This is a genomic window from Planctomycetota bacterium, assembly GCA_016125255.1.
GTDB lineage: Bacteria > Planctomycetota > Phycisphaerae > Phycisphaerales > Zrk34 > RI-421.
The window spans coordinates 205,158-231,536 of sequence record WGMD01000009.1; the positions used below are offsets into that span (position 1 = coordinate 205,158).

Sequence of the window (26,379 nt, forward strand, 5' to 3'; positions counted from 1 at the left end):
GTTTCTAGTTTCTGGTTTCGGGTTTCGGGTTTCTAGTTTTGGATTTCGAGTTTCCTGGCCTGATCCTCCCTGAAAATATTCCCTCACGCCCCCTGACCAAACCGCCGCCGCGGCTATATCTTCATGGAGTCCCCATGAACGACCGCCAGAGGCAGGCAGAGTTTGTTCGACTGGTCACCGACGCCCAGCGGCGGCTTTACGCCTATATCCTCACGCTCCTGCCCCGGCCGGCGGAGGCGGACGACGTCTTGCAGGAGACGAATCTCGTCCTTTGGGAAAAGAGCGAGACGTTCGAGATGGGCAGCGATTTTAATGCCTGGGCGGCGACGATCGCCTACTACCAGACGCTCGCTTATTTGAAGCGCCGCACGCGGCAGAACTGGCTCGGGTTCGATTCGTCGCTGGTGAGTCAGCTTGCCCAGACGGCGGCGCAGCAGGTGTCCCATTACGATGAGCGACGCACGGCACTGGTCCATTGTCTGGACAAGCTCGCGCTCGCCGACCGCGACCTTGTCGCCCGGCGGTATCAGCAGGACGCCTCCGTCGATCGCGTCGCCGAGCAGGTCGGCCGCAGCAGCGGGGCGATCAAGCAGGCGCTGTACCGCATCCGCGGCGCGCTGCTCAAATGCATCGAGCGCACGCTCACGGGGGACGCCACATGAGCGCCCCGCTGACCCGTCTCATCGACGATCTGCTCGACGGCTCCATCACCGCGCCGGACCACGCCGAGCTTTGCGGATTGCTCCGCGAAGACGAAGGAGCACGCCTGACGTTCTCGCATTACATGCAGCTTCACGGCGCCCTGCTCTGGCAGCACGCCGCCGTCGATGAAGGGTTCACGGTTCAGGGTTCGGAGGTCGGCAAACCCGAATTGGTCAGCGACGATGCCCCGCTCATCATCGCGCCGGCGCTGCCTGCACGGAGCGGCGCTTCGCGGCGAAGCGTGTGGTACGCGATCGCCGCCGCCGTCCTCCTCGCCGCCGCGCTCACGGCTGTGTACCTGCCTTCAGCGCCCCCGTCGAAGCATCGCACGACGGGCACGCCGATGGCTCGCTCCGCCATCGCCATGATCAGCGACCTTTCCGCCGGGGCACGCCTCGCCGGCTCCGACCTGACGCTCGGCTCCGATCTGCACCCCGGCGATGTCAATCTCGTCGCCGGCCGGGCGCAGATCATGTTCCGCAGCGGAGCCGTCATCGACATGACCGGCCCCTGTCACTTCGCCACGCTCGAATCCAAACGCGCCCGCCTCGACCGCGGCCGCATCGACGCCTACGTGCCTCATGAAGCGATCGGCTTCGTCGTCGATCTGCCCGGCGACGCCTCCATCATCGATCTGGGCACGCACTTCGCCGTCGACGTCGATCCCGATGGAACCAGTCTGCTGGTGCGCGAAGGGAAAGTGGCGCTGACGATCGGGGATCAGATGAGATTCCTCGCGGCCGGCGAATCCTGCCGACTCCCCCGCGGCGCGACCGCCACGCTCGCACTCGAAGCCGCCGAACTCGCCCGGCTTGTCCCGATCGGCTACACGCAGATCAGCTTCGACGGCGACGCCCGCACGGTCAGCGCCGACGGCCGCATGACCCTCTCGGCGATGACGATCGACGCCCCCGACTTCGTGCCCGGCCGCTTCGGCAAGGCGATGCACTTTGACGGACATCGCGTGATCGAGACGGACCTGCCCGGCATCGTCGGTTCGTCGGAGCGGACCTGCGCGGCGTGGGTGCGTATCCCGAAGACCGCCGACCCCGCCAATGCCTACGCCATCCTGTGCTGGGGCGACCCGGACCGCGCGTTCGCCGGCGGCAAATGGCAGGTCTGTTGGAACAGCGAACAAACCGGCAATGCCGTCATCGGGGCGCTGCGCTGCGAAGTGCAGAACGGGTACATCGTCGGCTCGACCGATCTGCGCGACGGCAAATGGCACCACATCGCCGTCGTCTTCCGCCCCGGTTCGACCGACATTGCGCAGGCGCTGCTTTACGTCGACGCTCAACCCGAAGCGACCTCCGCCGTCCGCCCCCAGCCCGTCGACACCCGCCCCGGCAATCTGGTCATCGGACGCTACCTCAACACACCCTATCGCTATTTCCGCGGCGACATCGATGAACTGCTCGTCACCGACGTCGCCCTCACGCCCCAACAGATCAATTGGCTCATGACCTCCAATCGCATTCGCCCCACAAGTGACTCAGCCACAGGAGAATCGGAATGAACCACCAACGACTCGCCGCCGCGTCCCTCGCACTCGCGCTCCTCGCTGCGACCGCCCACGCCGATCTCGTCGGCCGCTGGTCCTTCGACACGAACGGCAACGCCGCCGTCGGCCCCAACACCACGCTCGGCGCCAATGCCACCATCGACACCACCAACAAAAAACTCGGCGCCGGCTCGCTCAAGCTCACCGGCGCCGGCGATGACGCCAGCGCCGCCAAGACCAGCGCCAACTATGCCGACGTCGTCGGCTCCGCCTCCCGCACCGTCGCGCTGTGGATCAAGGCCGGCACGCAGACCGACACCAACCCGACCCTCGTCTCATGGGGCACGAACACCAACGGACAGCGCTTTGACGTGCGTCTGGCCGGCAGCAACCTCCGATCCGAAGTGCAGGGCGGGTTCATCGTCGGGTCCAGCAACATCGCCGACGGCAACTGGCACCATGTCGTCGTCGCCCTCAATGACGACGGCTCACTGAACATCAACGAGGCGAAGCTCTACGTCGACGGCGTCGCCGAGACGATCAGCTCTTCCGGCGCACAGGCCATCAACACCGTCGCCGGCAACCCCCTCCGCATCGGCAACGGCCTCTCCGACACGACGCGCAATTTCGTGGGCAACATCGATGACGTGCGCATCTACAACAACACGCTCTCCGCCTCCGAAGTCTTCGCCCTCGCCCGCGCCTCGCTCAACTTCGACGCCAAGTACGACACGTCCGGTGACAACGAGTGGACCGATCAGGCCGATGTCGACAACGCCTTTGACATCCGCTTCCGCGACGCCGCCAACGCCGCTGTCACCAAGAACGCCATCACCTACGGCGGGATCACCTGCTACGACTTTAACGGCTCCGAAAAGGCCGGGTTCTTCAACGGGTCCAACGGCACGACGCTCCAGACCGACTTCGTCGGCGACCCGACCGACGCACCGGCCTCGTTCGAAATGCTCTTCAGCGCCGACACCCTCACCGGCAATCAACTGCTCATGGACTTGGGCGGCAACGGCATCGGCACGAGTCTCTCGCTCTCCGGATCCGTCCTCGAATTGACGACGCGCAACGGCGGCAGCTACGCCTCCGCGACCGTCGACCTCGCGTCGCTGGGCCTGGGCGTCAATGCATGGGTTCACACCACGATGGTGCTCGATACCGCCAACGATGTGATCAAGCTCTACGTCGACGGAACCCTGCGCGCCTCCGCCGCGTTTACGCCCAATGACTGGTCCGGCGACGATGGCGGGGCGGGGCTGCCGGGCGAAGGACTCGCCAACCTCATGGGCCTCAACGCCTCCTACGCCGTCAACGGCGTCTACGGCGGATTCGACGGCAAGATCGCCCTGTTCCGCATGTACGAATTCGCCTTGACCAACGCGCAGATCTCGACCCTCGCCGCCATCCCCGCCCCGACGCCCGCCGCACTCCCCGCCGGGCTGGCGCTGATGGGCCTGCTGACGATTCGCCGACGCAAATGAAGCACGAACCGATGCAATCCGATACGCATTTAGCGGCGGGGCTTTCCCCGCGCGGTTCGATGCGCCCGCCGCGCGGGGCAAGCCCCGCCGCTAAATGTCGCGCTCAATGCCGAAATGGCTTCACCCTCATCGAACTCCTCGTCGTCGTCGCCATCATCGCACTGCTCATCGCCATTCTTCTGCCGGGTCTTTCCCGCGCCCGTGAAGTCGCGCGACGCACGCGATGCGCCTCGAACCTGCGCCAGGTCACGCTCGGCGCCATCCTGTACGGTGGAGAGAACAAGAACGCGCTGCCCCGCATGGACCGCAACGGCATCAACGCCACCAGCCCCACGCGCGTCGATCACGTGAGCTGGATCAACAAAACCATCTACGACTATTACAGCGATCACCTGACCGTCAATCTCAAAACCTTCCTCTGCCCCGACCGCGGCCCCGACTTCGTCATCATTCAGGGCGTCACGCAGATTCGCATCACCTACTACACGCTCTTCGGCCGCGACGAATCCATCTGGACCTACCCCCCGTACGTCAAATGGCGCAGTCCGCAGCGGCTCACCGACAAGGGCACGTGGACCATGGCCGGCGATCTCATCGAGTCCGGCACGTTCACGCCCCCCAGCGCCAGCGCCTCGCACGGGCCGCTCGGCCTCGTCGAAGGCCCGCAGAACTACGACCCCGGCAAAGACCTGGGCAGCGAAGGCGGCAATATCGCCACACTGGACGCCTCCGTCCGCTGGCTCTCCCAAGGCGAGATGTTCATCCACGCCGCCGCCAGCGGCGGCAACGTCCGCGGATACTGGTGAAGCAAACTCCCTCTCCCCCCGGGAGAGGGCCGGGGTGAGGGCGGCCCCGAATGATGGCGCGTCCCGTCTCCCATGCCCCTCATACGATCCTCACCCGCCTCCCGGCCCCACCCTTGACGCGCCGCCGTCTTCCCGCGACATTGATCCGGTGATGAACAAGACGAATCCTTCCGTCGACGGCTACCTCCGCAAGAACAAAAAATGGTCCGCGGAACTTGCGAAGCTGCGCGCCATCGTCCTGGACACGCCCCTGATCGAAGAGGTCAAATGGCGCGTCCCCTGTTACACCGACCACGGACGCAACATCGCCTTCCTCGGCGCGTTCAAGGACTGCTGCACGCTCAGCTTCGTCAAAGGCGTCCTCCTCAAGGACCCCAAACACATTCTCGAACTGCCCGGCCCGGACACGCAGTCCGCCCGCGTCATCCGATTCGACCATCTCGACCGCATCGTCAAGCTCGCGCCCGTCTTGAAGGCGTACCTGCTCGAAGCCATCGAAATTGAAAAGTCCGGTCAGAAGGTGCAAATGAAGAAGACCGCGGATTTCGCGGTCCCCGAGGAATTGCAGGCGAAGCTCGACGAAAACCCCGCGCTCAAAAAGGCCTTCGCCGCCCTGACCCCCGGCCGCCAGCGCGGCTACCTGCTCTACTTCGCCGGTGCCAAGCAATCCAAAACCCGTTCCGCCCGCGTCGACAAACACACCCCGCGGATCCTCGAAGGCAAAGGCATGCTCGATGATTGACCGCACACGTTCGCGGCAGGGATTCCATGTCGGGTTTCACCCGTCAAATCATTCGCTTGTGTTATTGATAAAGAGCGTCCATCCGATCAGCGTGATTGAAAAATTAACGATTTTGTCCTTGACCTCCGTTCCGCGATCGTCTACAAGCGGATTGGCGTAGATCGCGAGAATAAAAGGCGACAGAAGTCTGATTCAAGGACCGATGTCGAAGGCCGGGTATCACTCCTCGCGATGAACTTATTTCGGCGCGTCGCATGTGTGCGATGTGTTGACGCATCACGAATCGGCCTGCGGTTCGAGAGGCGTTGCACGTACACGTTGGGGCGTCTCATTGGTCCGACGCGCGGTTCGCCTCGGCGACCCGGGTCATGGAGAGATTCTCATGTTTCGATCCGCTTCAATTGCTTTTGCAGTATCCGTTGCGTTCGCCGGATCGATCGCCCGGGCCGGTATGGGCGACATCTTTTCGACGCTCGGCGACCTCAACGACCCGCCGCTGTACGACACGTCCGGCTGGTCGGTGTCCTCCACCTTTTCCACACAGACGGCGTTCTTCACGCCCGACATCGATGCTCATCTCGGCTCCATCGACCTGGCGGCGTTGAGCTTCAGCACGACCGCTTCGACGATCAACGTCGCGCTGTACGAAAGCAACGGCGTCGCGACGCCGGGCACGCTCGTCGAAAACTTCGGCAACTTCTCGGCCCTGAATCCGGTCGTCAACAACAACGGCACGGACCTTTTGCACATCGAATCGGCGGAGCACGACCTGTTGGTGACGTCGCAGGAGTATGTGCTGGCCGTCTCATGGGTCAGCGGCGACTCGACCGGTTGGCGCTACAGCAATCCGATCGTGTACGGCTCGCGGTCGTATTTCCGCACGACCGATTCGAGATGGATCCTGCAGACCGGCGAATCCGCCAGCACGATCCTTGGCGCTTTCGAGCTCAGCAGCTTCGAAGCCGTCCCCACCCCCGCCGCACTCCCTGCGGGATTGGCCCTGCTCGGCCTGACGAGCTTTCGCCGCCGACGTTGAAGTGTTGCAGTCGCGTATCCATGGGGTGCACGCCGCCGGCCGCGACGTCGCGCTCTATCTCGATGACGTCATGAACATCCAAGTCGGCGTCGAAGTGGCCGAGCCCGCGGAAGGCCGCGGCGAAGTTATCGCCTCCAACCTCCCGCCCGGCCGCGTCGCGATCCCTCGAACGGAGCCCCGCGTTGCCACGCGTGGCTCACTTCACATGGAAAAGTCATCATCAAGGAAGCCCCACGTGGGAACGTGGGGCTCAGGTGGGTGGTGCGGGTCGGATGAATCGTCGATTGCGTCCGCAAATTGACTCGGAAAATCGAGAAATCCCGCGGATTTGGCTTGGTTTCCCGCGTGGAGGGTGTATATTGGGAGCATGGAGCCCGATGAGGCCGGCGGCGTCGCCGGGTGGTTGTGAGCGAGGCATCGGGTGGTGAGCAATGAGATTTTCGGGGGATCGAAGGAGACGCTTTCATGTTTCAATTCACGTGCGCGGCGGATGGGGATCGCCAACGATGTGTTTCGCTGGGTGCGATGGCGGTACTCGCGGCGGTGATGCTTTTGGGGATCACGCCGACTTCCAAAGCGGCTTATGAATCGTTCGACTCGTACACGGTCGGCTCGCATCTGGACGCAAAGGCGGGGGGGTTCGGATGGAGCGGGGCGTGGTCGGCGTTCTTCTCGGCCGGGTTCACGGAATGGAACATCGCCGCCGGGGGACTGGACCCGTCGGCCAATCGCTTGCAGTTCGTGCGCGGTGCGGGGAGCCGGCTCGACCGCGCCAGTTTCGAGCTGTCCCGTTCGGCGACGCGTTCGATCGGCGATTCGCCCAACAGCGGGTCCGGGCCGATCTACTTCGGGTTCTACTTCAAGCAGGACGCCGCCCTCGGCGCCGACAGCAATCCCAATCAGTTCCTGCTCGAATGGAAGAACAGCGCCGGCCGATATGTCACGTTCGGCATCCTCGGCGACGAAGTCTTCGGGCAGACCGGCACGGGCCAGTTGTCGAGCTTTGACCGCAAGGTGTCCAACGCCGACCTGATCGCCGATGGGCAGACGTATCGCATCGTCGTCAAGTTCGAGCAGGACGCCGGCGGCCCGGCGACAAGCGGCGGCGGGACCGCGGAGAAGATCAGCATCTTCGTCAATCCCCCCAGCGATATCGAAGGCACGCCCGACTTCGTATACACCGGCGGGTACTCCACGAACTTCTCCCCCGGCCAGACCTTCACGCAGCTGCGCATGTTCGGCGACTATTACAACGGGCAGACCGCTTCGGTCGACCGCATCGTGATCACCGACAACTTCGCCGCCGCCTACATCCCCGAGCCGACGTCGGCCCTGCTCCTCGGAGCCGCCGCACCGCTGCTCGTGCGCCGCAAGCGGCGGGCGCGGGGTGGAAGGGCGGACGAAAATGTGGGAAGTGTTGTGCGGTGATTGCGTCGCAAAGCGCACGGGGGCGGCGCGTTTGGCGCATGGGGATGACGCGCGTGCGCGCGGTGTGCGCCGGGGGATGAGGTAAGTCGTTAAAAAGCGTCGCACAGGGATGTCGGCGTGGCCGCGGCGGTGCGCACGGACCTGCCTATGCGCACGGGGATGGGACGAAGGGCGACGAAATCGGGGATTTTGTGGTGAAAACGGGGGGCGCACGGGGGTGGTCAAAATCGGGGAGGGGCGCGCTCTGGTGCGCGGGCGGAGGGAATCATGAAAGGTCTTACTTGATTCACCCGCCCGTTCCGCTAACATTTTGCTTCAACCCCACCGACCGACCTTTCCCCAGGGACCAATCAGACATGGGCGTTCCGATTTCGCAGATGTGGACCGTGGCGACGTATGTGCTCAAGCAGAAGCTGCGCGGGGTCAAGCGGTATCCCCTGGTGCTGATGCTCGAGCCCTTGTTCCGGTGCAATCTGGCGTGTGCGGGGTGCGGGAAGATTCAGTATCCGCCGCACATTTTGAAGAAGAATCTGCCGCTGGAGGATGCGCTGCGGGCGGTCGATGAGTGCGATGCGCCGATGGTATCGATCCCCGGCGGCGAGCCCCTGATGTACCCGCAGATTCGCGAGCTGGTCGATGAGCTGGTCAAGCGGCGGAAGTACATTTATCTGTGCACGAATGCGCTGTTGCTCAAGGAGAAGCTTGAGGAAGGGTGGTTCACGCCCAGCAAGTATCTGACGTTCAGCGTGCATATGGACGGGCAGGAAGAGAACCACGACTTCGCCGTCTGCCGCGAGGGGACGTTCACGACGGCCCGCGAGGGCATTCGCCTCGCCGTGCAGCGCGGGTTCCGTGTCACGACGAACACGACGCTTTTTGACGGGGCGGACCCCAACAGCGTGCGGGCGTTCTTCGATGAGATGATGGAATTGGGCGTGGAAGGCATGATGGTCTCGCCGGGGTATGCGTATCCCAAGGCGCCGGATCAGAAGTCGTTCCTCCGCGAGCGGACCAACACGCAGCGGTTTTTTGACACGCTCCTGTCCAACCGCAAGAAGAAGTGGATCTTCAACCAGAGTCCGCTGTTCCTGGAATACCTCATGGGCAAGCGCGATTACGAGTGCACGCCCTGGGGCAATCCGACGTTCAATATCTTCGGCTGGCAGAAGCCCTGCTACCTCATTCAGGACGGGTACGTCGACACGTTCAAGGAACTCATCGAGGGCACGGACTGGGACAACTACGGGCGGGCATCGGGCAACAAGGCGTGTCAGCAGTGCATGGTTCACTGCGGATACGAGCCGTCGGCGGTGGACCACACGTTCTCGAGCTTCGGCGGGATGTGGGCCACGGTCAAGGCCATGATTTTCAATGCCTACGCCAACCCCGCCGCCGAGGAGCGCCTCGCCGAGGAGGCGACGAAGCAGCACGGCCCGCTGGCGCACCTGGCGCATATCACGATCGACGGCAAACCCGTCCGCATCAACGAGCCGGCCGAGTCGGCTGCGTGAGTTTTCCGTGAGCGGCGACGCGGTCGGTTAACATGCACAACCCGCCGAATTCCTCTTTGAGGTGATGCATGTTGTCGCGCGCTGTTTGCCTGTCGCTATTGATGTTGACGACGTCGGTCACATTCGCCGCGGACGACGTCGCGCTGCCCGGCTGGCCGCAGGCGCCGCGCGAGCAGCTTGCGGCGATGATGCATGCATGCGAAGCCCGCACGGATCATCCCTACGCGGTGTTCGACGCGGACAACACGCTCTGGCACTCCGACCTGGAAGAATCGCTGCTGGCGTTCATGGAGCATCGCGGGCTGCTGAGCCGCGATAAGCTGCCCGCCGCGCTCAAACCGATTCCGTTCCTCGAAGGCGAGGGGCTTTACTCGTACTACAACCGCCTCGACGCCATCGACTACCGCATCAGCTACCTCTGGATCGCGCAGGCGTTCAGCGGGCTCACGCTGGGCGAACTCAAGCAGCAGGTCGACGAGCTGATGAGCACGCATGAGCCGATTCCCGTGCGGGTCTGGTCAGCACCCAAGCGAAGCTTCGTGGACGAAACCGTCGATCCGCCGCGTGTTTTCGAGCAGCAGCGTCAGCTTGTGAACACGCTGCAAAAGCACGGTCTGCGCGTGTACGTCGTGACGGCATCACTGGAGGAGCTGGTGCGCATGGTCGTCAGCGATGCGCGGTACGGGCTGAATGTCGAGCCGGCGAATGTCATCGGCGTGACGATGCTGCTGCGCGATCGGGACACGGGAGCCGTCACGACGGCGCGACAGCGGATCGCCCGGGGGGCGTTGTACGATGCGGACTTCACGCCGGCGAAACATATGGCGCTCGAACTGACGCCGTCGCTGATCACGCCCGCCACCTGGCACACCGGCAAGCGCATCGCGATCCAGATGTACATCGATCCGGTGCGGCGACCGATGCTCGTCGCCGGGGACTCGCTGAGCGATCACGCCATGTTGTTTTACGCCGACGCGGCGGCGGGGGCGGTGCGCCTGTGGGTCGATCGCAAACCCAAATACACGACGATCACGCGGGAGCGGATGACCGCCTCGCCCGCCGAACTGGGCGTTAACGACACGGATCACGACCCGGCGCTGAATCAGCGGGGCTGGATCATTGTCGCGCCCGCGCAGCTCGCCGGGCCTTAAGTCGTGTTGCTCAATGTCGGGCCCTGCGGCATACTGATGTTCATGAATCAACGCCAAATTTTGTCTGTCGCGGTGCTTGTGACGCTCAGCGTGCTGACCGGCTGTTCAAAGCCGATGACGGCTTATGAGCAGTACGAGGTTCGCAAAGCCCGCCATGACGCCGCCGCCGCACGCATCACCGAACTGGGCGGGTCCGTCTTCTGGGAGGACCCGGGCGTGGCGGTGACGCTGCACCTGTCCGACAACCCGACGACGCGCGAAGCCATGTCCCTCGTGCACGAGCTGATGAACGTCGATTCCGTCACGCTCATCAAGGACGGCACCACCGACTGGGACATCGCCTACCTCGGTAAGATTCCCTCGCTGCGCTACCTGTGCGTGCGCGACGCGAAGCTGACGCAGTCGGGCGTCAACTATCTCAAGAAACTGCCCAAGCTCACGAGCGTGCATCTATTCGACACGGGGCTTGATGACTACCGTCTGACGAATCTCATCGAGGGTTTGCCGCAGATGACGGAATTGACCGTGGCGTTCGAGCCGCATGTCACGGATACGAGCATCGCCCGGCTCGATCGCCTCGAGCATCTTGCCAAGCTGACCGTCATCGACACGCAGGCGACGCGCGAAACGGTCGTCAACCTTGTTGACAAACATCCGACAATGATCGCCCGGTTCAATGACGAAACATTCAAGGGCGAGCAGGCGGGGCAGTAGCGCGGCGGTGGTCCGCTGGGGCGGCGCGGGCTATCGTGTCTTGCTGGGCGTCAACGTCAGCGAAGCGGACACACCACGGGGGCCAAGCGGATGGGCGCGACCGCCTGCGTCATGCGACGGCGGGTGAGTTGGATGGGGGTGTGGGTCTGTCTCCTCGTCGTGGCACCGCTCGCCACAGGCGAACGGCCGGCGTATCCGCCCAACATCATTATCATTATCGCTTCCGACCTCGGGTATGGAGACCTGGGGTGTTATGGCCAGACGAAAATTCGCACACCGAATATCGACAAGTTGGCGGCGGAAGGGATTCGGTTCACGCGGCATTATGCCGGCGGGCCGACCAATATGCTTTCGCAGTACGTCCTGCTGACGGGCGAACATCCAGGACATACGAATATCCGCGACGAAGTTCGAGAGCCGGGGGCTGGCGTGGCGGAGGATCATGCGGGGCTTAATGATGCCGACATGATGTACAACTTGCGCGAGCGCGGATTTGCATGTATGGCTTGCGGCGTCCCCATGTTGATGCGGACCAATGCGCGGGATGCATCCATTGTGCCGAGTTTCAGCCGCACGGCGGTGTATTATTCAACACGCGAGGCAAGGACGTATTATCCGCACGATCTGCAACTCAATGGACAGGTCATCCGTATCAATGCTCTTGAGCCGCAATACATCGGAAGACTACCGGATGATGTCGATCCGAACGATCCGCGCTCCTATGCGCGATACAAGGGGGATGTGTACGCCCCGGAGTGGATCAACGGCATGGCTCTGGCGCTCATCCGCGTCATGCACGATCAGCGTTTCTGTCTTTACTATCCGATGAAGTTGCCGTCGCTGCCTCTGGCGGCGCCGGATGCGGCGATCAAGGAGTATGAAGGCAAATTTCCCGAAAAGCCCTACACGGGCGGCGCGTTCGCGCCGCAGCGAACGCCACATGCCGCTTATGCCGCAATGGTCACGCTGATGGACGAAAATGTTGGTCGAATCGTGGCGCAGGTCGAAGACCTGGGGCTTACTGAAAAAACGATCATTCTGTTCACGAGCGCTAACGGCCCGATGTACGACAATCTTGGCGGATCGGATTGTGAATTCTTTAATTCGACCGGCGGGCTGCGCGGACGCAAAGGGTCGCTCTATGAGGGCGGCATTCGCGTACCCCTAGTCATCCGTTGGCCGGGGCACATTCGTGCGGGTATGGTCTGCGACAAATTGAGCGGGTTTGAAGATTTGAGAATCACCTTGGCAAGTCGACCGAAGGTCGATGGGCCGTTGAAAGATGATGGCCACATGATTACCGACGGCATTGATTTGTTCCCAATATTGATGGGTGAAAAACAGGAGCCGCGGCCTTGGCTCTACCGCGAGACCTCCGGCTTCGGCGGACAGGCGGCGCTGTGGATGGGGCAATGGAAGGGGATTCGGACGCATCTGGATTTCGGGCTCAAGCCCATGCAGTTGTATGATCTGGCGAACGATCCGGGGGAGACGCACGACCTGGCCCAACAGCGGCCGGACATCACGGCGCAGATGCATACCATCATGCGGCAACAACACACGCCATCGGCCGATTTTCCGATGCGCAGTCTTGATGAGGATTCAAGGAACCATGAGTGAAACCGGATCGATCGAGTCGCAGCGGGTCATTGCGGAGGCGATGGGGGTGCATGCGGCGCGGCGTCATATTTTTCTGTGTTGCGATCAGACCAAGCCCAAGTGCTGCGCGAAGGAGCGAGGGCTGGAGGCGTGGGACTATCTGAAGCGGCGGCTCAAGGAATTGGGGTTGAGCGAAAAGGGGGGGATTTACCGGAGCAAGACGAATTGTCTGCGGATTTGCGAAGGGGGGCCGATCGCGGTGGTGTATCCGGAAGGCACGTGGTACCGGGCGTGCGACCCGCCGGTGCTGGAGCGGATCATTCAGGAGCATCTGATCGGGGGGAAGGTGGTTGAGGAGTATCTGATTGCGCAGCGCGAACTTTAGGAAAGCCCGCCGCAAGCGGCGTCGCTAAACGGTGGTGGGTGTGTGAATCAGGCGGCGCGGCGGAGGTCGGATGTTTCGTCGGCGGCGGGGGTGTCGACCCAGATCACGCTGTTCCATCCGCCGTGTTTGTCGTTTTCGACGCCGTAGCTGGCGTAGTCGGCTTCCCAGATGGAGCCGTCGACGACATACTTGAAGCGGTGTTTGCCGGGGGTGAGGGCCAGACGGATGTGCCACCAGCCGCGCTCGTCGCGCTTCAGGGCGTAGCGGTCGGTCTGCCAGGCGTTGAAGTCGCCGGCGATGTGCACGGAGCGGGCGCCGGGCCGGAAGTATGCGAATTCCACGGTGCCGTCGTTGATGTGATGAACCATCCGTGTGCGTCTCCTGTACGGAATGTGTGGGGACAACGTCGCAAGGCGCCTCGCCTCGATGGATGAATCATCGGCCGTTACAGACCGAAACTTTTGCCTGATCGGCGTGACCGATCGGGGAATATTCGTTACACTCCGGGCCTGTACCGCGGCGGGGCCGGGTACATGGAGCATACATGAATAAGCATCTGATCTTATCGGTCATCACGCTGTTGATTGTCGTGGGCGTGATTGCGGCGTTCTGGGGCGGGATGGACCAGGCGACGGACGGGTCGAGCGATGAAAAGCTCGCCGGGACGACGTTGCCGACGACGCTGCCGACCGTGACGAATCCCGGTGGGGAAGGCGATGCGGGAGCGACATATAAGAAGGCGATCGACTTCTACATCGAGCATTACGATGAACTGAAGGGCGATCGGCCGGATGCGGCGCTGGCGGCCAGGGCGGTGAAGATGGTCATCGTGGCGGGGCACAAAGGGCAGGTCGCTGACGGGTTCGCCGATGCGTACGTGCCGATGGAGCCGGGCACGGTGCCGCAGTACAAGAACGCGCCGCTGCATCTTGCGACGCTGACGTTGCGGTATGCGGAGAAGCAACCGGAGGCGGACGGCAAGGAGGCGATGCTGGCGGTATGGACCTTTGGTCATCGTCTGTTCGCCAACAACAATCGCATCTCGCCGCGGCTCACCGGGCTGGGCATGATGCAGAACGTCGCCATCACCTACGCGCGGCAATACGGCGAAAACGATCCGAAGACGGCGGCGATGGCGGAATGGGTCGCCAAGATCGATCCGATCACCCGGTCGTGGGACCAAAAGATGAAGACGATCCATACGCTCGGCGCCAGTGTGGGGGATCTGGTGCGAATCGCCGATATGGACAAGGACAAGGGGTTCCGGATCGAGGCGCTGCTGGTGATGGGCATCTCGCAATGGACGACGGACGGAAGCGCCAACGTGCGGGCGATTCACGGGACACTAAGCAAATACGCGGAGGGCACGGACCGCGAACTTTCGCAGGCGGCGCGGGCGGCACAGGCGTTTACACGTGAAAATGTGCGGATGATGCACTGAGAGGCGGGGATCGGGGGTTGGGGATCGGGGAAGGCCGGGGGCGGGATTCCGGGGGTCAGGTCGGTGGTGAGCGGAAAAATCTTTGCATTGGCCCGTTTGACGATGTAAGATGCCGTTGGAGCGTGTATGGGCACTTCTGGTCCGCAGGATTTTCTGGCAGATGCGTTAGAGGGTCTGAGCAGCGGTCCGGAAAACCGGATCGACGAGGACTCCGTCGCGGAACCGCTCTTCGATGTGGAAGAAGAGGAAGCGGTCAGTGCGCCACCGTCGAAGCAGGTTTTGACGCCTGCGGGGGCTGTGGATGACGAATTGCTCGAGCCGGTGGTGATGACGGATGACGAGGTGGATTATGATAATCCGCTGTCGAGTCCGGCGTTTTTGAATACGCCCAAGCGCAAAACGGACAAGAAGAAGCAGGGCCGGCGGGGCAAGCCGCGGCCCGCGTCGCTGCGCAAGTTGGCGATCCCGGTGCTTGTGGGGATCGGTCTGGCTTTGATGGCGCCGGGGATGTGGGCGGTGGGGATTCTGACGGGGATGGATGTGCCGATGCTGGGTCGGGACAATTCTCACGCGATGGCGATCATCATGCTCGTTTGCTGGCCGATTTCGTTGCTTTCGTTCGTTTCGGCGATCTTCATGTACATGGGTATGGCCGAGCAGGAGCAACGAGGCATCTATCGCCGCTGATGCATTTCGTCGTGGATCGAGTTTCACAGACAATTCATGGATAACGATGCGGACGTTGCGGGGCGGACCGGGTATAATGGCGCTCGTCAGGAATGGGTTTGACGGGACGGATGCCGTTGAAAAAGGTTGGGGGCGATCACGCTGCATCGGCGTTCGCCGGGTTCACTGAAAAAATAGAAACCGAGGCTGTAAGGAAGCAAGCCATGGCCAAGAAGAAGACCACCAAGAAGACCACCAAGTCCGCCAAGACCTCCAAGAAAAAGAACACCACGGGCACTGCGACGCCTGTGAAAGCCAAGTCCGAATCTTCCAAGGGTTCCACCATGTCCAAGACCGCCAAGAAGCCCGCCGCGCCCCGCGGCCGCAAGACCGCCAAATCCGCCCTGACCCCCGTCATCACCGTTACGCACGACCAGATCGCCGCGCGCGCCTACGAAATCTGGCTCGCCAACGGATGTCCGCAGGGTCAGGACGATTACAACTGGCGCACCGCCGAAGCTCAGCTCCTGGCTGAAGCCAACAAGTAATCGACCCGCGTTAACGTCATCGCCCCGCGCGAACGTCGCCCCGATGAGCGATGCCGCTTGCGGCGTGGTTTGAAATGGTGAAGTGGCGATATGGTGAAGTAGTGATGTAAAGACTGGTTCACGTCATCACCACTTCGCCACATCACCACATCGCCACTTATTTATGTCCCACCGGCCCGCCGCCGGTCAGGTATTTGCCGCGCACCGCCGCTTCGAGGTCGACGCCCTTGATATTCGCCAGCGTGCAGAGCCACGCCAGCACATCGGCGAATTCCTCCGCGAGATTGTCATCGTCCTTGCCGTGCAGCGCGGTTGCCAGCTCGCCGACTTCCTCGATGAACCAGACGAACGTCGCCGCCGCGCCGCGGGCGCTGTCGGTGGCGTAATACCGGTCGTAGATGTGCTTTTGAAACGCCGCCAGTGTCAGGGGTGTATCCATGCGCCCAGTTTAGCGACGCCGCTCGCGGCGTGCATTGATATGGTGATATTGCGAAGTGGCGAAGTGGTGATGTAAAGGCAAAATCACCACTTCACCATATCATCACTTCCGTTAAGATGCTGCCCATGCAATCCCGCGCCTATGAACATCCGCGATGGCACACGACCGCATGGCCGGGCGTGGCGATCCTCGCGGCGCTGACGGCGGGGCTGCTCTGGCTTTCGTTTCCGCGACCCGACGTCTGGCCCCTCGCGCATGTCTCGCTCGTGCCGCTCACGCTCGCCGCGCTCCGCGCCCGCCGGACGCGATCGCTGATCCTCATCACGTATCTGACCGGCTTCGTCTGGTGGCTCGTCGCCATCGCATGGATGATCCCCGTCACGGCGCCGGGATACGCGTGCCTTTCCGCCTACAAGGCGCTGTACTTCGTCGCCTTCGTGCTCATCGTGCGCTCCATCGCCAGTCGCCGCCGCTGGCCCCTTGCGCTGGTCGTGCCCGTCGTCTGGGTCGGTCTTGAATACATGCGCGGCGTGTTCCTCTCCGGGTTCCCGTGGTTCGAACTCGGGCACTCGCAGCCGACGATCATGATCCAGATCGCCGACACGATCGGCGCCTACGGTGTGAGTTTCCTCACCGCCATGACCAGCGGGCTTCTCGCCGACCTGCTCACGCGTCCGCTCTTTGAAGCACATGGCAAACAATGGGGTGCGCCGTTGCGATTCAGTCTGCCGTTCTGGACGCTGGCGATGGCGGTCACGCTCGTGTACGGACAATGGCGGATGAATCAGCCGATCGATGTGGGTCATACGATCCGCGTCACCGTCGTGCAGACGAACATACCGCAGAGCAACAAGGAATCGCCGACCGACGAGCAGGACTGGGCGAATTTTCAGTCGATGCTTCAGATGAGCGATCAGGCGCTGGCGGATAAGCCGGACCTGATCGTCTGGCCCGAGACGATGGTGCCGCGGGCGATCAATGACGAGTCGGTCGATCTGTTTCGCCGGCTCAATCCGCCGATGGCGGTGTATCACGATGAGCTATTGGCTTGGGTCGCGCGGACGGGCGTGCCGCTGATGGTGGGGGCGCACGGGATGGACGATTGGCCCCCGTACAACCCGGCGACGCCGGTGTTTCGGCCGCATCGCCGCTACAACTCCGCGTACCTGATCGAGCCGCCGGGCCGTATCGCTGGCCGGTATGACAAAATTCATCGTGTGCCGTTCGGGGAGTACATCCCCTGGGTCGAGAGCATTCCGCCGCTCAAGGACCTGCTGCTTCGGCTCACGCCGTATCAGACCGACTACACGCTTCGCGCCGGCACCGAAGCGACGGTCTTCCATGTCAAAGCCGCCGACGGGCGCGCGTGGGGCATCTCCACGCCGATCTGTTTTGAGGATGTCATCAGCGATGTCCCTCGGGAAATGGTGTACGGCGGGGGGGGGGCGAAACGCGTGGACCTTCTGGTGAATCTGACCAACGACGGTTGGTTCGCCGGCACCGCCCAGTGCCCGCAGCACGAGCAGATCGCGCGCTTCCGCTGCGTCGAGAATCGCGTGTCCGAAGCGCGCTCCGTGAACACCGGCGTGAGCAGTTTCATCGACTCGTGCGGCCGCATCATCGCCCGCGTCATCGTCGACGGACGCACGCAACAGGTCGCCGGGTACGCCACGCACGACCTGACTCTCGACAGCCGCACGACGATCTATTCGGTTGTGGGCGACACGGTCGGCGTCGTCTGCTTCGTCGGAACGGCTATCATGGCGGTACTCGGACTGGCGCAATTTTTCTGGCGGAAGGGCCATACATGAAGACGCATGCACTCGGAACATGGATGTTCGTACAGGCGGCGATGCTGATGACGGCGATGACGTTCGGCGCGATCGGCGCCGAGCCGGTCGAGAAGCCGCCGATCCGCCCCTCGGAAAAAGTCCGCAATCTGCCGGCTAAAACGCTGCGCGAAGTGCAGAACGAATCGCTGGACATTCTGCTCAGCGCGGCATCCGACGAGTTGCCGCTGCTGCGCGCCAATGCGCTAGAAGCTATGCAGATCATGCCCGATCGCGCCTTGCCGCTGGCGACCAAGGGATTGGCCGATGAAAATCCGGCGGTGCGATACGTCGCCGTCGTCACCGCCGGCGTGCTCAAGTTCAAGAGTCTGGCCCCCGCCATCAAGCCGCTGCTCAAAGACGCCAATCCCTCCGTCCGCGCCGCGGCGATCTACTCGCTCTACTCGCTTGGCGAGGAGATCGACCTGACGCCGCTGGCCGACTATCTGGCCGGTCGCGATCCGGCGGTTCGGGCGAACGTGGCGCAGCTTCTGGGCCTGCTCGGCGACAAGAGCGCGATCCCCATGCTCAAGAAAGCCGCCAACGAACCGATGCCGCGCGCCGCCGCCCCGCAGGTCGCCGTCGTCCGCATTCAGATCGCCGAGGCGATCGCCAAGCTCGGCGACGACAGCGTGCTCGATGCCCTGCGCGCCGGCGCGTTCAGCCAGTTTGATGAAGTGCGCGTCGTGTCGATTCTGGCCATGGGCGAAGTGGGGGATCGGAAGATGGAAGTGGGGATGGAACAATTCCTGACCAATGCCCCGGTTGAGCTTCGCCTCGCCGCCGCCGGGGCTTTGGCCAAGCTTGGCAACCTCAAGGGCATGGACACGCTCCTGGACGCCTCCGGGCACGAAAACCCCGTCGTCCGGGGGCAGGCCGCCGTCATGCTCGGGTATTTCAAGGATGAGCGGACGTTCGCATATCTTCGTGTGCTGATGGATGATCCGAATCCGCTGGTGCGCGTCAGCGCCGCCGCCGCCGTCCTGCGAAGAAGCGTTGCGATGGCCAAAAGCTGAGGTTACGACGATCGCGCGGCGTCAAACCAGCCGGCCAACCGGGGTAAAAAATCTTCGCCGGGGGTTTGACAAGCTACTAGCGTTACGGTAGATATGTCCATGCTGGACCTGCCATTTCGAGCCGGTCCGCCGCGTTTGGGCGGCCTGAGGGTTCTCGCCCGTTCGTGAATCGTCAAAGTTGGGCTAGCTGGAGGCACTCTTGAGCATCTTCACCAAAATCTTCGTCGTGCTGGTCATGGTTCTTTCGGTGCTGCTGGCGGCGCTGATCGTGCCCTTCGTGGTCAACACCGACACGTACAAGACCAAGTGGCTCGACGTCCAATCGCAGCTTGAAGTGCAGAAGTACAACGCCGCCAATCGTGAGAACGATCTGGCTGCGCTGCTCACCGCCAAGAACACCGAAATCGAGAACCACAAGAACGAAGTCGCCCGCCTTCAGGCCGAGATCAACAGCCGCGACACGAACCTGCAGAACCTTCAGGCCAACATCATCACCCTCGAAAACGCCAACGCCGACGTCCGCGGCCAGCTTGCCCGGTTGAGCACCGGTCTCGATCAGGCGACGCAGATCAACGGCATGCTTCAGGACGAAATCAAGGATCGTCGCGAAGCGATGCTCCGCCTGCAGACCCGCAACATCGAACTGTCCGACAATCTCCGCGACCGCACCACGCAGGTCGACACCCTTGTCCGCCAGGTCAAGCTCCTCAAGGAACAGCAGACCGATCTGGCCGGCCAGAACGAGAAGCTCGTCGCCAAGGTTGACGCCATTCAGACCTCGATGCCCGCCAAATCGGGCACCAGCCCGCTGGATATCATCAAGAACCCCGGCACCAACCCCAATGTCCCGATCCACGGCCTCGTCACCGATGTCCGCCAGATCGGCGATGATCAGTTCGTCGCCATCAACGTCGGCCTCAACGACAAGGTCACCGAAGGCATGAAGTTCATGGTCTACAAGGGCGACACTTTCCTCGCCAACCTGATCATCACGCAGGTGGACCTCAACTCCGCCGCCGGTCGCGTCACCCTCAAGCGCGGCGACATTCAGGCCAACAACGAAGTCCTCGCCGGCGGCATCTGAACCCCCCGGAACTGGAAACCAGAAACTAGAAACTAGAAACCTGGATATTTCTGATGACTCAGATGAACGCCGGACAAGCCCCGATCAACCGAAAGCCCGTCAGCAATGTTTACACGGTGCTGATGTTCATTGCATTCGTGGCGCTGTCGGTCGCGGTGGGCGTGACCTGGTGGAAGAACGTGGAAGTGACCAAGGGGCAGCAGCCCAACAACGGGGCCAATCCCTTCTTCGTCCTCGAGAAGCCGTAAACCTCCGCCGCGACGCTTGCTGGTGCGGCCTGACCATGGATGGTCGAACGCATTGCCACTCCCTCCCCGTCAATTTGCGTCGTGTGACCTTCCCGTTAAGATGCCCGGACGCGATTTGCCGATGATGACCTCAACGGCGGTTTCCCTACGCGCAGCGATCAATTGAGACGCGAATGATACTCGACTCCCTGTTAGGCTGGTTCAGCGTCGATATGGGCATCGACCTCGGAACGTGCAACACGCTCGTGTGCGTGCGCGGCGAGGGCATCGTGCTCAACGAGCCCTCCGTCGTCGCCGTGCAGAAGGGCACCAACAAGGTCCTTCAGGGCGGCAATGCCGTCGGCTGGGTCGCCAAGGAAATGCTCGGCAAGACCCCCGGAAGCATCACGGCAATTCGCCCCCTTAAAGACGGCGTCATCAGCGACTTTGAAATCACCGAAGCGATGCTTGCCTACTTCATCCGCAAAGTGCAGGGCCGCACGCGCTTCGTCGGCCCGCGCGTCGTCATCTCGATTCCCTCGGGCATCACCGCCGTCGAAAAACGCGCTGTCCTCGACTCCGCCGAGCGGGCCGGGGCGCGCCGCGTCTTCCTCGTCGAGGAGCCCATGGCCGCCGCCATCGGCGCCGGGCTCCCCGTCGCCGAGGCCACCGCGTCGATGATCGTCGACATCGGCGGCGGCACGACCGAAGTCGCCATCATGTCCCTCGCCGACATCGCCGAGTGCACCTCCGTGCGCGTCGCCGGCGACGATCTGGACGAGGCGATCATCAATCACATGAAAAAGACCTACAACCTGATGATCGGCGAGCAGACCGCCGAACGCATCAAGATCGAGATCGGCTCGGCCGCGCCGCTCGAGCAGGAGCGCACGATGGAAGTGCGCGGCCGGGACATGATCAGCGGGCTGCCCCGCAAAACCGTCGTCACCAGCGAGGAAATCCGCGAGTGCCTTCAGGAACCGCTCTCCTCCATCATCAACACCGTGACGCGCACCCTCGAACGCGCTGAGCCCGAACTCGCCGCCGACCTTGTCGATAACGGCATCACCCTCGCCGGCGGCGGCGCGCTGCTCCGCGGCATCGACACGATTCTCTCCAACGCGACCGGCCTCGAAACCCGCATCGCCGAGGACCCGCTCACCTGCGTCGCCCGCGGCACGAGCATCTACCTCGAAAACATCGAGGAATGGAAGAACCAGCTTCAGAGCGATCTGGATGAAATCTGATCAAGTGCGGAGTGTGGAGTTGGGAGTGTGGAGTTCAAGACAACGGTTGATGTTTTTTACTCCGCACTCCGCACTCCTCACGCCGCACTCTTGAAATCATGCCCTTGCCCGCGCTCACAGCCCGACGCTCTTTTGCATTGATCATCGCGGCGCTGATGGTCATGTCGTTGCTGCGCGAGTCGTATTGCGTGTACGGCCCGCCGCTGCGCAACGCCGCCTTTGTTCTGCTCAAACCCATCTCCATGCCGCTGACCGCCCTGACCGCGCACATCCGCGGCTGGGAGGAACGCCCCGTGCTCGGCGACCTTGAGCAGCTCAGCGAGGAACTCCGTTACAAGGATGCGCTGGTCATCGCATTGCAGAAACAGGTGCGCGAACTGGAGCTGACCAACGCGGAATTGCAGGGGCTCAGTCAGCGCATCGGGCACGATTACCGATTCCGCGAAGCGACCGTCATCGGCCGATCCGCCGATCCGTCGTCCGGCACGCTTCAGATCAACATCGGCGCCGGCGACGGCGTGTACCCCGGGCTGGCGGTCGTGAGCGGGGCGAATCTGGTGGGGCGGCTCGTGCAGGTCGGCCCGGCGACGAGCAGCTTGAAGCCGATCATCGCCAAGGATGAACTGTTGACCGTGATGCTTGCCCCGCCGACGATGCCGCGCGAGGGGTTGCCCGCCGGTCGAGATCGCCTGATTCAACTTCACGTCAAGGACGAGCAGACGCTTCTGGCGGACGATGTGCCGCGCGACGTCGTGGTGGAGGTCGGCGACTACGCCCGCTTGATGGACCGCGGCGGATCGGAGGGCTGGCCCGATGCGGTGCAGGGCATGCTTGTAGGGCGCGTTGAGCAGGTGATGGAGGATCCGGATGATCCTCTGCGCAAGCATGTGATCGTGCAGCCGCTGCGGTCGCTGCGGTACATGGACACGGTCACGGTCGTCGTGCCGCGCCACGCCGGTCTGCCCGCCGGGGGGGACGCGCCATGAGGTGGTGGGTCTTCGCCATCTTCGCATACCTGCTTCTGGGCATCGAGGTGTCGGTGTCGGATGTGCTGAGCATCCCGACGAAATTCGGCCCGGTGGTGCCGCATTTCATGCTGATTTTGGCGGTGTTCGTCGGCCTCGCCGCGCCGACCGGCGTCGTCCTCGCGTCCTCCCTCATCATCGGCGGCCTCATCGATCTGACCACGACCTGGCCCCTCCCGGGCGATCACGGGCTGACCCTGCTCGGCCCGCATGCGCTGGCGTATCTCGTCGGCGGGTATGTACTCCTGCAAGTCCGCCCGATGCTCTTCCGCGAGCATCCGTTGACCGTCGCCGCGATGATGCTCGTTGCCGGCGTGGCGGTCGAACTGATCGTCGTCGCGGTCTTCACCATCCGCGCCTGGTACGAACCGCTCGCCGGCTGGTCCGCCACCAGCGAACTGGTCATCCGCGCCATCGGCCTCTTCTACAGCGCCTTCGTCGGCTTCATCCTCGCCATCCCCCTCTGCCGCCTCACCCCGCTCTTCGGCTTCACCAGCATCAAACCCCCCGGCGCCCGCGCCCGCCGCTGGTAAACCCTGCCAGATATCGTCCAAAGCCAAACCCAGCACGCGGCAAAACGCATGAAGTCAAAATTCCATTTCGCATTTAGGCTAAAAGCTAAATAGTCACATCCTCGAAACGACTGTGGACCCTTGTAACGTTTGTTACTTGGCGTCGGGGAAGTCGGCGTTGTAGCGTTTCAGGAGCGCGGGGATGTCGTTGGGAAGAAAGTACATTTTGCCGTGGATTTTCTTGGTTTCACCAGGCGCGAGGCCGCCGATGCGGAAATCGCTGTGGGCGCAGCGGGCCACACCCTGAAAAAGCTCCTGGTAATGGTCCCACGCCATGGCGAAGATCATGGTTTCGTCGGCGTTGAAACAGCCAATGAGCCCGTTGTCGGGCGCGTGGGGATTAAGCGGACGCGGATTCAGATCCTCGTGCGGCACACCGATCGGACACCATACCTGCCCGGGGGTGTAGCGCGCTTTGGTGGCCCAATCCTCTGTGGGCATGCGCTGGAGCCGTCCGCCTTGAAAGACGAAGCATTTGTGAATGTAGGCGGAGGCATCTTTGGTGTCCTTGTCGCCGCAGCCGGCGAAGTCGGCGACACGGACGCAGGGCTGCGCCCAGTGGGCGAGCGAAGCGTGGTCGGTCGGATTGTGCGCGGTCAGGGCGAAGTCGATGTGATCCGCGTGCGCGGTGATGACATGCTCGACGGTCACGCCGTCGTCGAGCGTCGAGCGCAGCACCAGCGATGTGCCGTCATCGGCGGCGCTGACAAGCTGTGTTTTGTGCGGAATGACGGTGCCGCGCCAGTCGCGGTTGGTCGAGCCGGGCCGGCAGAACGCTTCGAGGTAGTTGACGTTCATCGCGCCACCGGGCAACTTCGGCCCACGAATCGTCAGCGTGTTCTTGTCCCATGTGGCCCTCAGCGTCGCCGGCTCGTCCGCGATGGCGGCGACACTGACAAGCAACAACAACAGCAGCAGAGCGGCGGGCCATGATCGGCGTGCGATTTTCATGCCGCATTATATTCAGAAGCGCCGCCGCGGGCCGACCGCCAGCCGCCGCATGCCGGACGCTTTGCTTCGCTCCCTTCGGCAAAAAGCTCAGGGCAGACGGGTCGCCATGATGGCAATGCAAAGCTATTTGGCAGTTTCGGGGGTGGAATTTTTGTCGCCGTCGGCTGGGGTGTTGGGGGATTCGGATTTGGCCGGGGCGGCGGGACCGCCGGAGGTGGCGGTGATGGGCTGGCCACCGGCGCGGAGGAATTTTTCGTACCAGCGCTGAATCTGACCGGCGGGCATTTCGTGGACTTCCCCGCCGGTGTCCTTGGCGATCTTGTTGAGCGTTTCGTTGGAATTGTCCAGCAGGATCACATCCAGCACGGCGTTGGTCTGCTTGACCTGATTGGCGATGACGGCCAGTTCGGCATCGGAGGGCAGGAGCTTGGCGACGAGGATGATTTTGTCGGGATTGCCCTTGAGTGCGGCGGCGAAGGCCTGTGGGGCGGCGAGCGCTCCGCCGGCGACGACTGAATCGAACTGTGCGGCCAGGGCGTTGGGCGACAGGCCCGACCCATTGGTCAAAGCACCGGGAAAAACGCGCGGCCCGGACTCGGACCAGAAGACGACCTGCGCCTCGTGTTCGGGCCCGAGGTGCGAGACCGCCGCGAGCGCCGCCTGCTTGGCGACATCCAGATAATCGCGCATGGCGGTCGATGCGTCGATCATGATGATCGTCTTCTTGCCGGCGGGGATGCCCATGAACGACGGGCGGGTCTCGGTGAACGGATTGGCGTCGGGGTCATAGGGCCAGGCCTCGACGGCGGTGACGTCGCGCTTGGGTTTGAAGAGTGTGCTCATCCCGTAGATCACCACGCCGACGACGGACAGCACGATGATGATCATGACGCTGACGACGCCGATGCGGACGCCCATGCGTTTTTTGCGGGCGACGGGCACGCCGGAGATCTGTCGTTCGGACAGTTCGATGGTTTTGCCGGTCTTGGTGCGATAGACGCTAAGTTTTCGGCTGGTGGATCCGGGGCCGAAGGACGAAGGGGAATCGGGACGGGAAAGCGACTCGGGACTGTTGGCGTCCGGGTCATCGGGAACGGTCATCAGCGTGCCGCAGTTGAAGCATCGGCAGACGCCGCCGCGGAAGCCATCGTCGATTTCCAGTTCACTTTCGCACTGAGGACATGCAAGGTCGATCATGCAGGGGATTATAGCGATTGATGGGGGAGGTAGAAACATGGGGGGAGTCCCGCGGGCCAACGCGTGGGCTTGGCGGTCGGATCGGTGTAGGATGCACGACAGGCGTATGACGGACATTTCACACACACAAGGCGCGGCGGAAGCGGGGCATGTTCCGGTTTTGATGGAGCAGGTGCTGTCGGTGCTGTCGCCGAGGCCGGGGCGGACGGTGCTCGACTGCACGCTGGGCCGGGGCGGTCACGCGGCGGCGATCCTGCCGCTTCTAGCGCCGGGCGGTCGATACGTCGGCCTCGACGTCGACCCGACGAACATCGAGCATGGTCGCAACACGCTGCGTCACGAAGGCGTGCAGGTCGATTGCGTGTGCACGAATTTCGCCTCCGCGCGGGCGGTGCTCGATGAACTGAACGTCGCGCGGGTGGACGGGGTGCTGGCGGATTTGGGGTTTGCATCGACGCAGATGGCGGATGCATCGCGCGGTTTGAGTTTCACGGCGGAGGGGCCATTGGACATGCGGCTCGACCCGTCGCTGATCACGACGGCGGCGGATCTGCTGGCGAGTCTAAGCGAGACGGAACTGGCGGACGTCATCTACGAATATGGGGAGGAGCGGTTTTCGCGGAGAATCGCACGAAAAATTGTGGCTTTTCGGCAGAGCCAGCCGATAAAAACGACGGGGCAACTCGCCGATCTCTGCGCCGCCGCGTATGGCGGGCACGGAAGGGGGCGACACCGGATCGATCCGGCGACCCGCACTTTTCAGGCCCTCCGCATCGCCGTCAATGATGAACTGGGCGTGCTGAGGCGACTGCTCGAAGAGCTGCCCCGATTGCTGGCGAGCGGCGGGCGTGCTGCGATCATCAGCTTCCATTCGCTCGAAGACCGCATGGTCAAGCAGGCGTTTTTGAAGTGGCATCAGGACGGTCAAGCCGAGCGCCTGACGAAGAAGCCGCTCATCGCCGGCGACGCGGAGATCGCCAGGAATCGTCGAAGCCGCAGCGCGAAACTGCGCGGGATTGAATGGCGAGAGTTGCCCCCGGACGAATCGCCAATAGAATAGTCGCTTACAGCC

General features: G+C 62.9%; 27 protein-coding genes. 23 read left to right on the forward strand and 4 right to left on the reverse strand.

Features of this window, described 5'->3' with window-relative positions; genetic code table 11:
* Positions 1–134: 134 nt before the first annotated feature.
* The 12 genes from GC162_09590 (at position 135) to GC162_09645 (ending at position 13,065) form a co-directional block, all read left to right on the forward strand.
* Positions 135–662 carry a sigma-70 family RNA polymerase sigma factor gene (locus GC162_09590; GenBank protein MBI1368890.1) on the forward strand — a complete coding sequence of 176 codons (528 nt, stop codon included), beginning with the start codon at positions 135–137 and terminating at the stop codon, positions 660–662.
* Positions 659–2,218 carry a hypothetical protein gene (locus tag GC162_09595; GenBank protein ID MBI1368891.1) on the forward strand — a complete coding sequence of 520 codons (1,560 nt, stop codon included), beginning with the start codon at positions 659–661 and terminating at the stop codon, positions 2,216–2,218. Before GC162_09590 ends, GC162_09595 begins: the two co-directional genes overlap by 4 nt.
* Positions 2,215–3,693 (forward strand): hypothetical protein, encoded by a 1,479-nt coding sequence (locus GC162_09600; GenBank protein ID MBI1368892.1) that lies wholly within the window; start codon positions 2,215–2,217, stop codon positions 3,691–3,693. Before GC162_09595 ends, GC162_09600 begins: the two co-directional genes overlap by 4 nt.
* Before the next feature lie 59 nt (positions 3,694–3,752).
* Complete coding sequence (locus tag GC162_09605) at positions 3,753–4,499, forward strand: prepilin-type N-terminal cleavage/methylation domain-containing protein (GenBank protein MBI1368893.1); 747 nt, start codon at positions 3,753–3,755, stop codon at positions 4,497–4,499.
* A gap of 151 nt (positions 4,500–4,650) precedes the next feature.
* A complete protein-coding gene (locus GC162_09610) occupies positions 4,651–5,241 on the forward strand; it encodes a hypothetical protein (protein ID MBI1368894.1) in 591 nt (196 codons plus the stop codon).
* 382 nt (positions 5,242–5,623) lie between these two features.
* Positions 5,624–6,277: a hypothetical protein gene (locus GC162_09615; protein ID MBI1368895.1), complete on the forward strand. Its 654-nt coding sequence runs from the start codon at positions 5,624–5,626 to the stop codon at positions 6,275–6,277.
* 465 nt (positions 6,278–6,742) lie between these two features.
* The gene (locus GC162_09620) at positions 6,743–7,705 is read left to right on the forward strand and encodes a PEP-CTERM sorting domain-containing protein (protein ID MBI1368896.1); all 963 of its coding nucleotides are present in this window, start codon (positions 6,743–6,745) and stop codon (positions 7,703–7,705) included.
* 356 nt (positions 7,706–8,061) lie between these two features.
* On the forward strand, positions 8,062–9,216 hold the full coding sequence (hpnH, locus tag GC162_09625; protein MBI1368897.1) for an adenosyl-hopene transferase HpnH: 1,155 nt from the start codon (positions 8,062–8,064) through the stop codon (positions 9,214–9,216).
* A gap of 68 nt (positions 9,217–9,284) precedes the next feature.
* Entirely contained in the window at positions 9,285–10,367 is a 1,083-nt protein-coding gene (locus GC162_09630) for a haloacid dehalogenase-like hydrolase (GenBank protein ID MBI1368898.1), read from the forward strand.
* Positions 10,368–10,409: 42 nt separating this feature from the next.
* Positions 10,410–11,081 (forward strand): hypothetical protein, encoded by a 672-nt coding sequence (locus tag GC162_09635; GenBank protein ID MBI1368899.1) that lies wholly within the window; start codon positions 10,410–10,412, stop codon positions 11,079–11,081.
* 90 nt (positions 11,082–11,171) lie between these two features.
* Positions 11,172–12,701, forward strand: coding sequence for a sulfatase-like hydrolase/transferase (locus tag GC162_09640; protein MBI1368900.1), 1,530 nt, complete (start codon positions 11,172–11,174; stop codon positions 12,699–12,701).
* Positions 12,694–13,065, forward strand: coding sequence for a (2Fe-2S) ferredoxin domain-containing protein (locus GC162_09645; GenBank protein MBI1368901.1), 372 nt, complete (start codon positions 12,694–12,696; stop codon positions 13,063–13,065). Before GC162_09640 ends, GC162_09645 begins: the two co-directional genes overlap by 8 nt.
* A gap of 47 nt (positions 13,066–13,112) precedes the next feature.
* Here GC162_09645 and GC162_09650 read toward each other — a convergent pair whose 3' ends face one another.
* A complete protein-coding gene (locus GC162_09650; GenBank protein MBI1368902.1) occupies positions 13,113–13,607 on the reverse strand; it encodes a hypothetical protein in 495 nt (164 codons plus the stop codon).
* A 2-nt stretch (positions 13,608–13,609) separates the two neighbouring features.
* Between GC162_09650 and GC162_09655 the strand changes: the two genes are divergently transcribed.
* The 3 genes from GC162_09655 to GC162_09665 all read left to right on the forward strand — a co-directional run bounded on the left by GC162_09655 (position 13,610) and on the right by GC162_09665 (position 15,720).
* The gene (locus GC162_09655; protein ID MBI1368903.1) at positions 13,610–14,506 is read left to right on the forward strand and encodes a hypothetical protein; all 897 of its coding nucleotides are present in this window, start codon (positions 13,610–13,612) and stop codon (positions 14,504–14,506) included.
* 126 nt (positions 14,507–14,632) lie between these two features.
* Entirely contained in the window at positions 14,633–15,193 is a 561-nt protein-coding gene (locus GC162_09660; GenBank protein ID MBI1368904.1) for a hypothetical protein, read from the forward strand.
* 203 nt (positions 15,194–15,396) lie between these two features.
* On the forward strand, positions 15,397–15,720 hold the full coding sequence (locus tag GC162_09665) for a DUF2934 domain-containing protein (GenBank protein MBI1368905.1): 324 nt from the start codon (positions 15,397–15,399) through the stop codon (positions 15,718–15,720).
* 157 nt (positions 15,721–15,877) lie between these two features.
* Here the strand turns inward: GC162_09665 and GC162_09670 are convergent, their stop codons facing one another.
* A complete protein-coding gene (locus GC162_09670; GenBank protein MBI1368906.1) occupies positions 15,878–16,159 on the reverse strand; it encodes a nucleotide pyrophosphohydrolase in 282 nt (93 codons plus the stop codon).
* Between the two features lie 116 nt (positions 16,160–16,275).
* Between GC162_09670 and lnt the strand changes: the two genes are divergently transcribed.
* The 7 genes from lnt (at position 16,276) to GC162_09705 (ending at position 23,120) form a co-directional block, all read left to right on the forward strand.
* Positions 16,276–17,970, forward strand: coding sequence for an apolipoprotein N-acyltransferase (lnt, locus tag GC162_09675; protein MBI1368907.1), 1,695 nt, complete (start codon positions 16,276–16,278; stop codon positions 17,968–17,970).
* Complete coding sequence (locus GC162_09680) at positions 17,967–19,004, forward strand: hypothetical protein (protein ID MBI1368908.1); 1,038 nt, start codon at positions 17,967–17,969, stop codon at positions 19,002–19,004. The genes lnt and GC162_09680 overlap by 4 nt, the downstream gene beginning before the upstream one ends.
* 199 nt (positions 19,005–19,203) lie before the next feature.
* Positions 19,204–20,088, forward strand: coding sequence for a hypothetical protein (locus GC162_09685; protein MBI1368909.1), 885 nt, complete (start codon positions 19,204–19,206; stop codon positions 20,086–20,088).
* Positions 20,089–20,141: 53 nt separating this feature from the next.
* A complete protein-coding gene (locus tag GC162_09690; GenBank protein ID MBI1368910.1) occupies positions 20,142–20,336 on the forward strand; it encodes a hypothetical protein in 195 nt (64 codons plus the stop codon).
* Positions 20,337–20,524: 188 nt separating this feature from the next.
* Positions 20,525–21,562: an MreB/Mrl family cell shape determining protein gene (locus tag GC162_09695; protein MBI1368911.1), complete on the forward strand. Its 1,038-nt coding sequence runs from the start codon at positions 20,525–20,527 to the stop codon at positions 21,560–21,562.
* Between the two features lie 98 nt (positions 21,563–21,660).
* Complete coding sequence (locus GC162_09700) at positions 21,661–22,548, forward strand: hypothetical protein (GenBank protein MBI1368912.1); 888 nt, start codon at positions 21,661–21,663, stop codon at positions 22,546–22,548.
* Positions 22,545–23,120 (forward strand): hypothetical protein, encoded by a 576-nt coding sequence (locus tag GC162_09705; GenBank protein MBI1368913.1) that lies wholly within the window; start codon positions 22,545–22,547, stop codon positions 23,118–23,120. The genes GC162_09700 and GC162_09705 overlap by 4 nt, the downstream gene beginning before the upstream one ends.
* 132 nt (positions 23,121–23,252) lie before the next feature.
* Here the strand turns inward: GC162_09705 and GC162_09710 are convergent, their stop codons facing one another.
* Both GC162_09710 and GC162_09715 read right to left on the reverse strand, forming a co-directional pair.
* Positions 23,253–24,110 carry a hypothetical protein gene (locus GC162_09710; GenBank protein MBI1368914.1) on the reverse strand — a complete coding sequence of 286 codons (858 nt, stop codon included), beginning with the start codon at positions 24,108–24,110 and terminating at the stop codon, positions 23,253–23,255.
* Between the two features lie 123 nt (positions 24,111–24,233).
* Complete coding sequence (locus GC162_09715) at positions 24,234–25,307, reverse strand: hypothetical protein (GenBank protein ID MBI1368915.1); 1,074 nt, start codon at positions 25,305–25,307, stop codon at positions 24,234–24,236.
* 106 nt (positions 25,308–25,413) lie between these two features.
* On the opposite strand from GC162_09715, the gene rsmH reads away from it, so the two are divergent.
* Complete coding sequence (rsmH, locus tag GC162_09720) at positions 25,414–26,367, forward strand: 16S rRNA (cytosine(1402)-N(4))-methyltransferase RsmH (GenBank protein MBI1368916.1); 954 nt, start codon at positions 25,414–25,416, stop codon at positions 26,365–26,367.
* Positions 26,368–26,379: the final 12 nt, after the last annotated feature.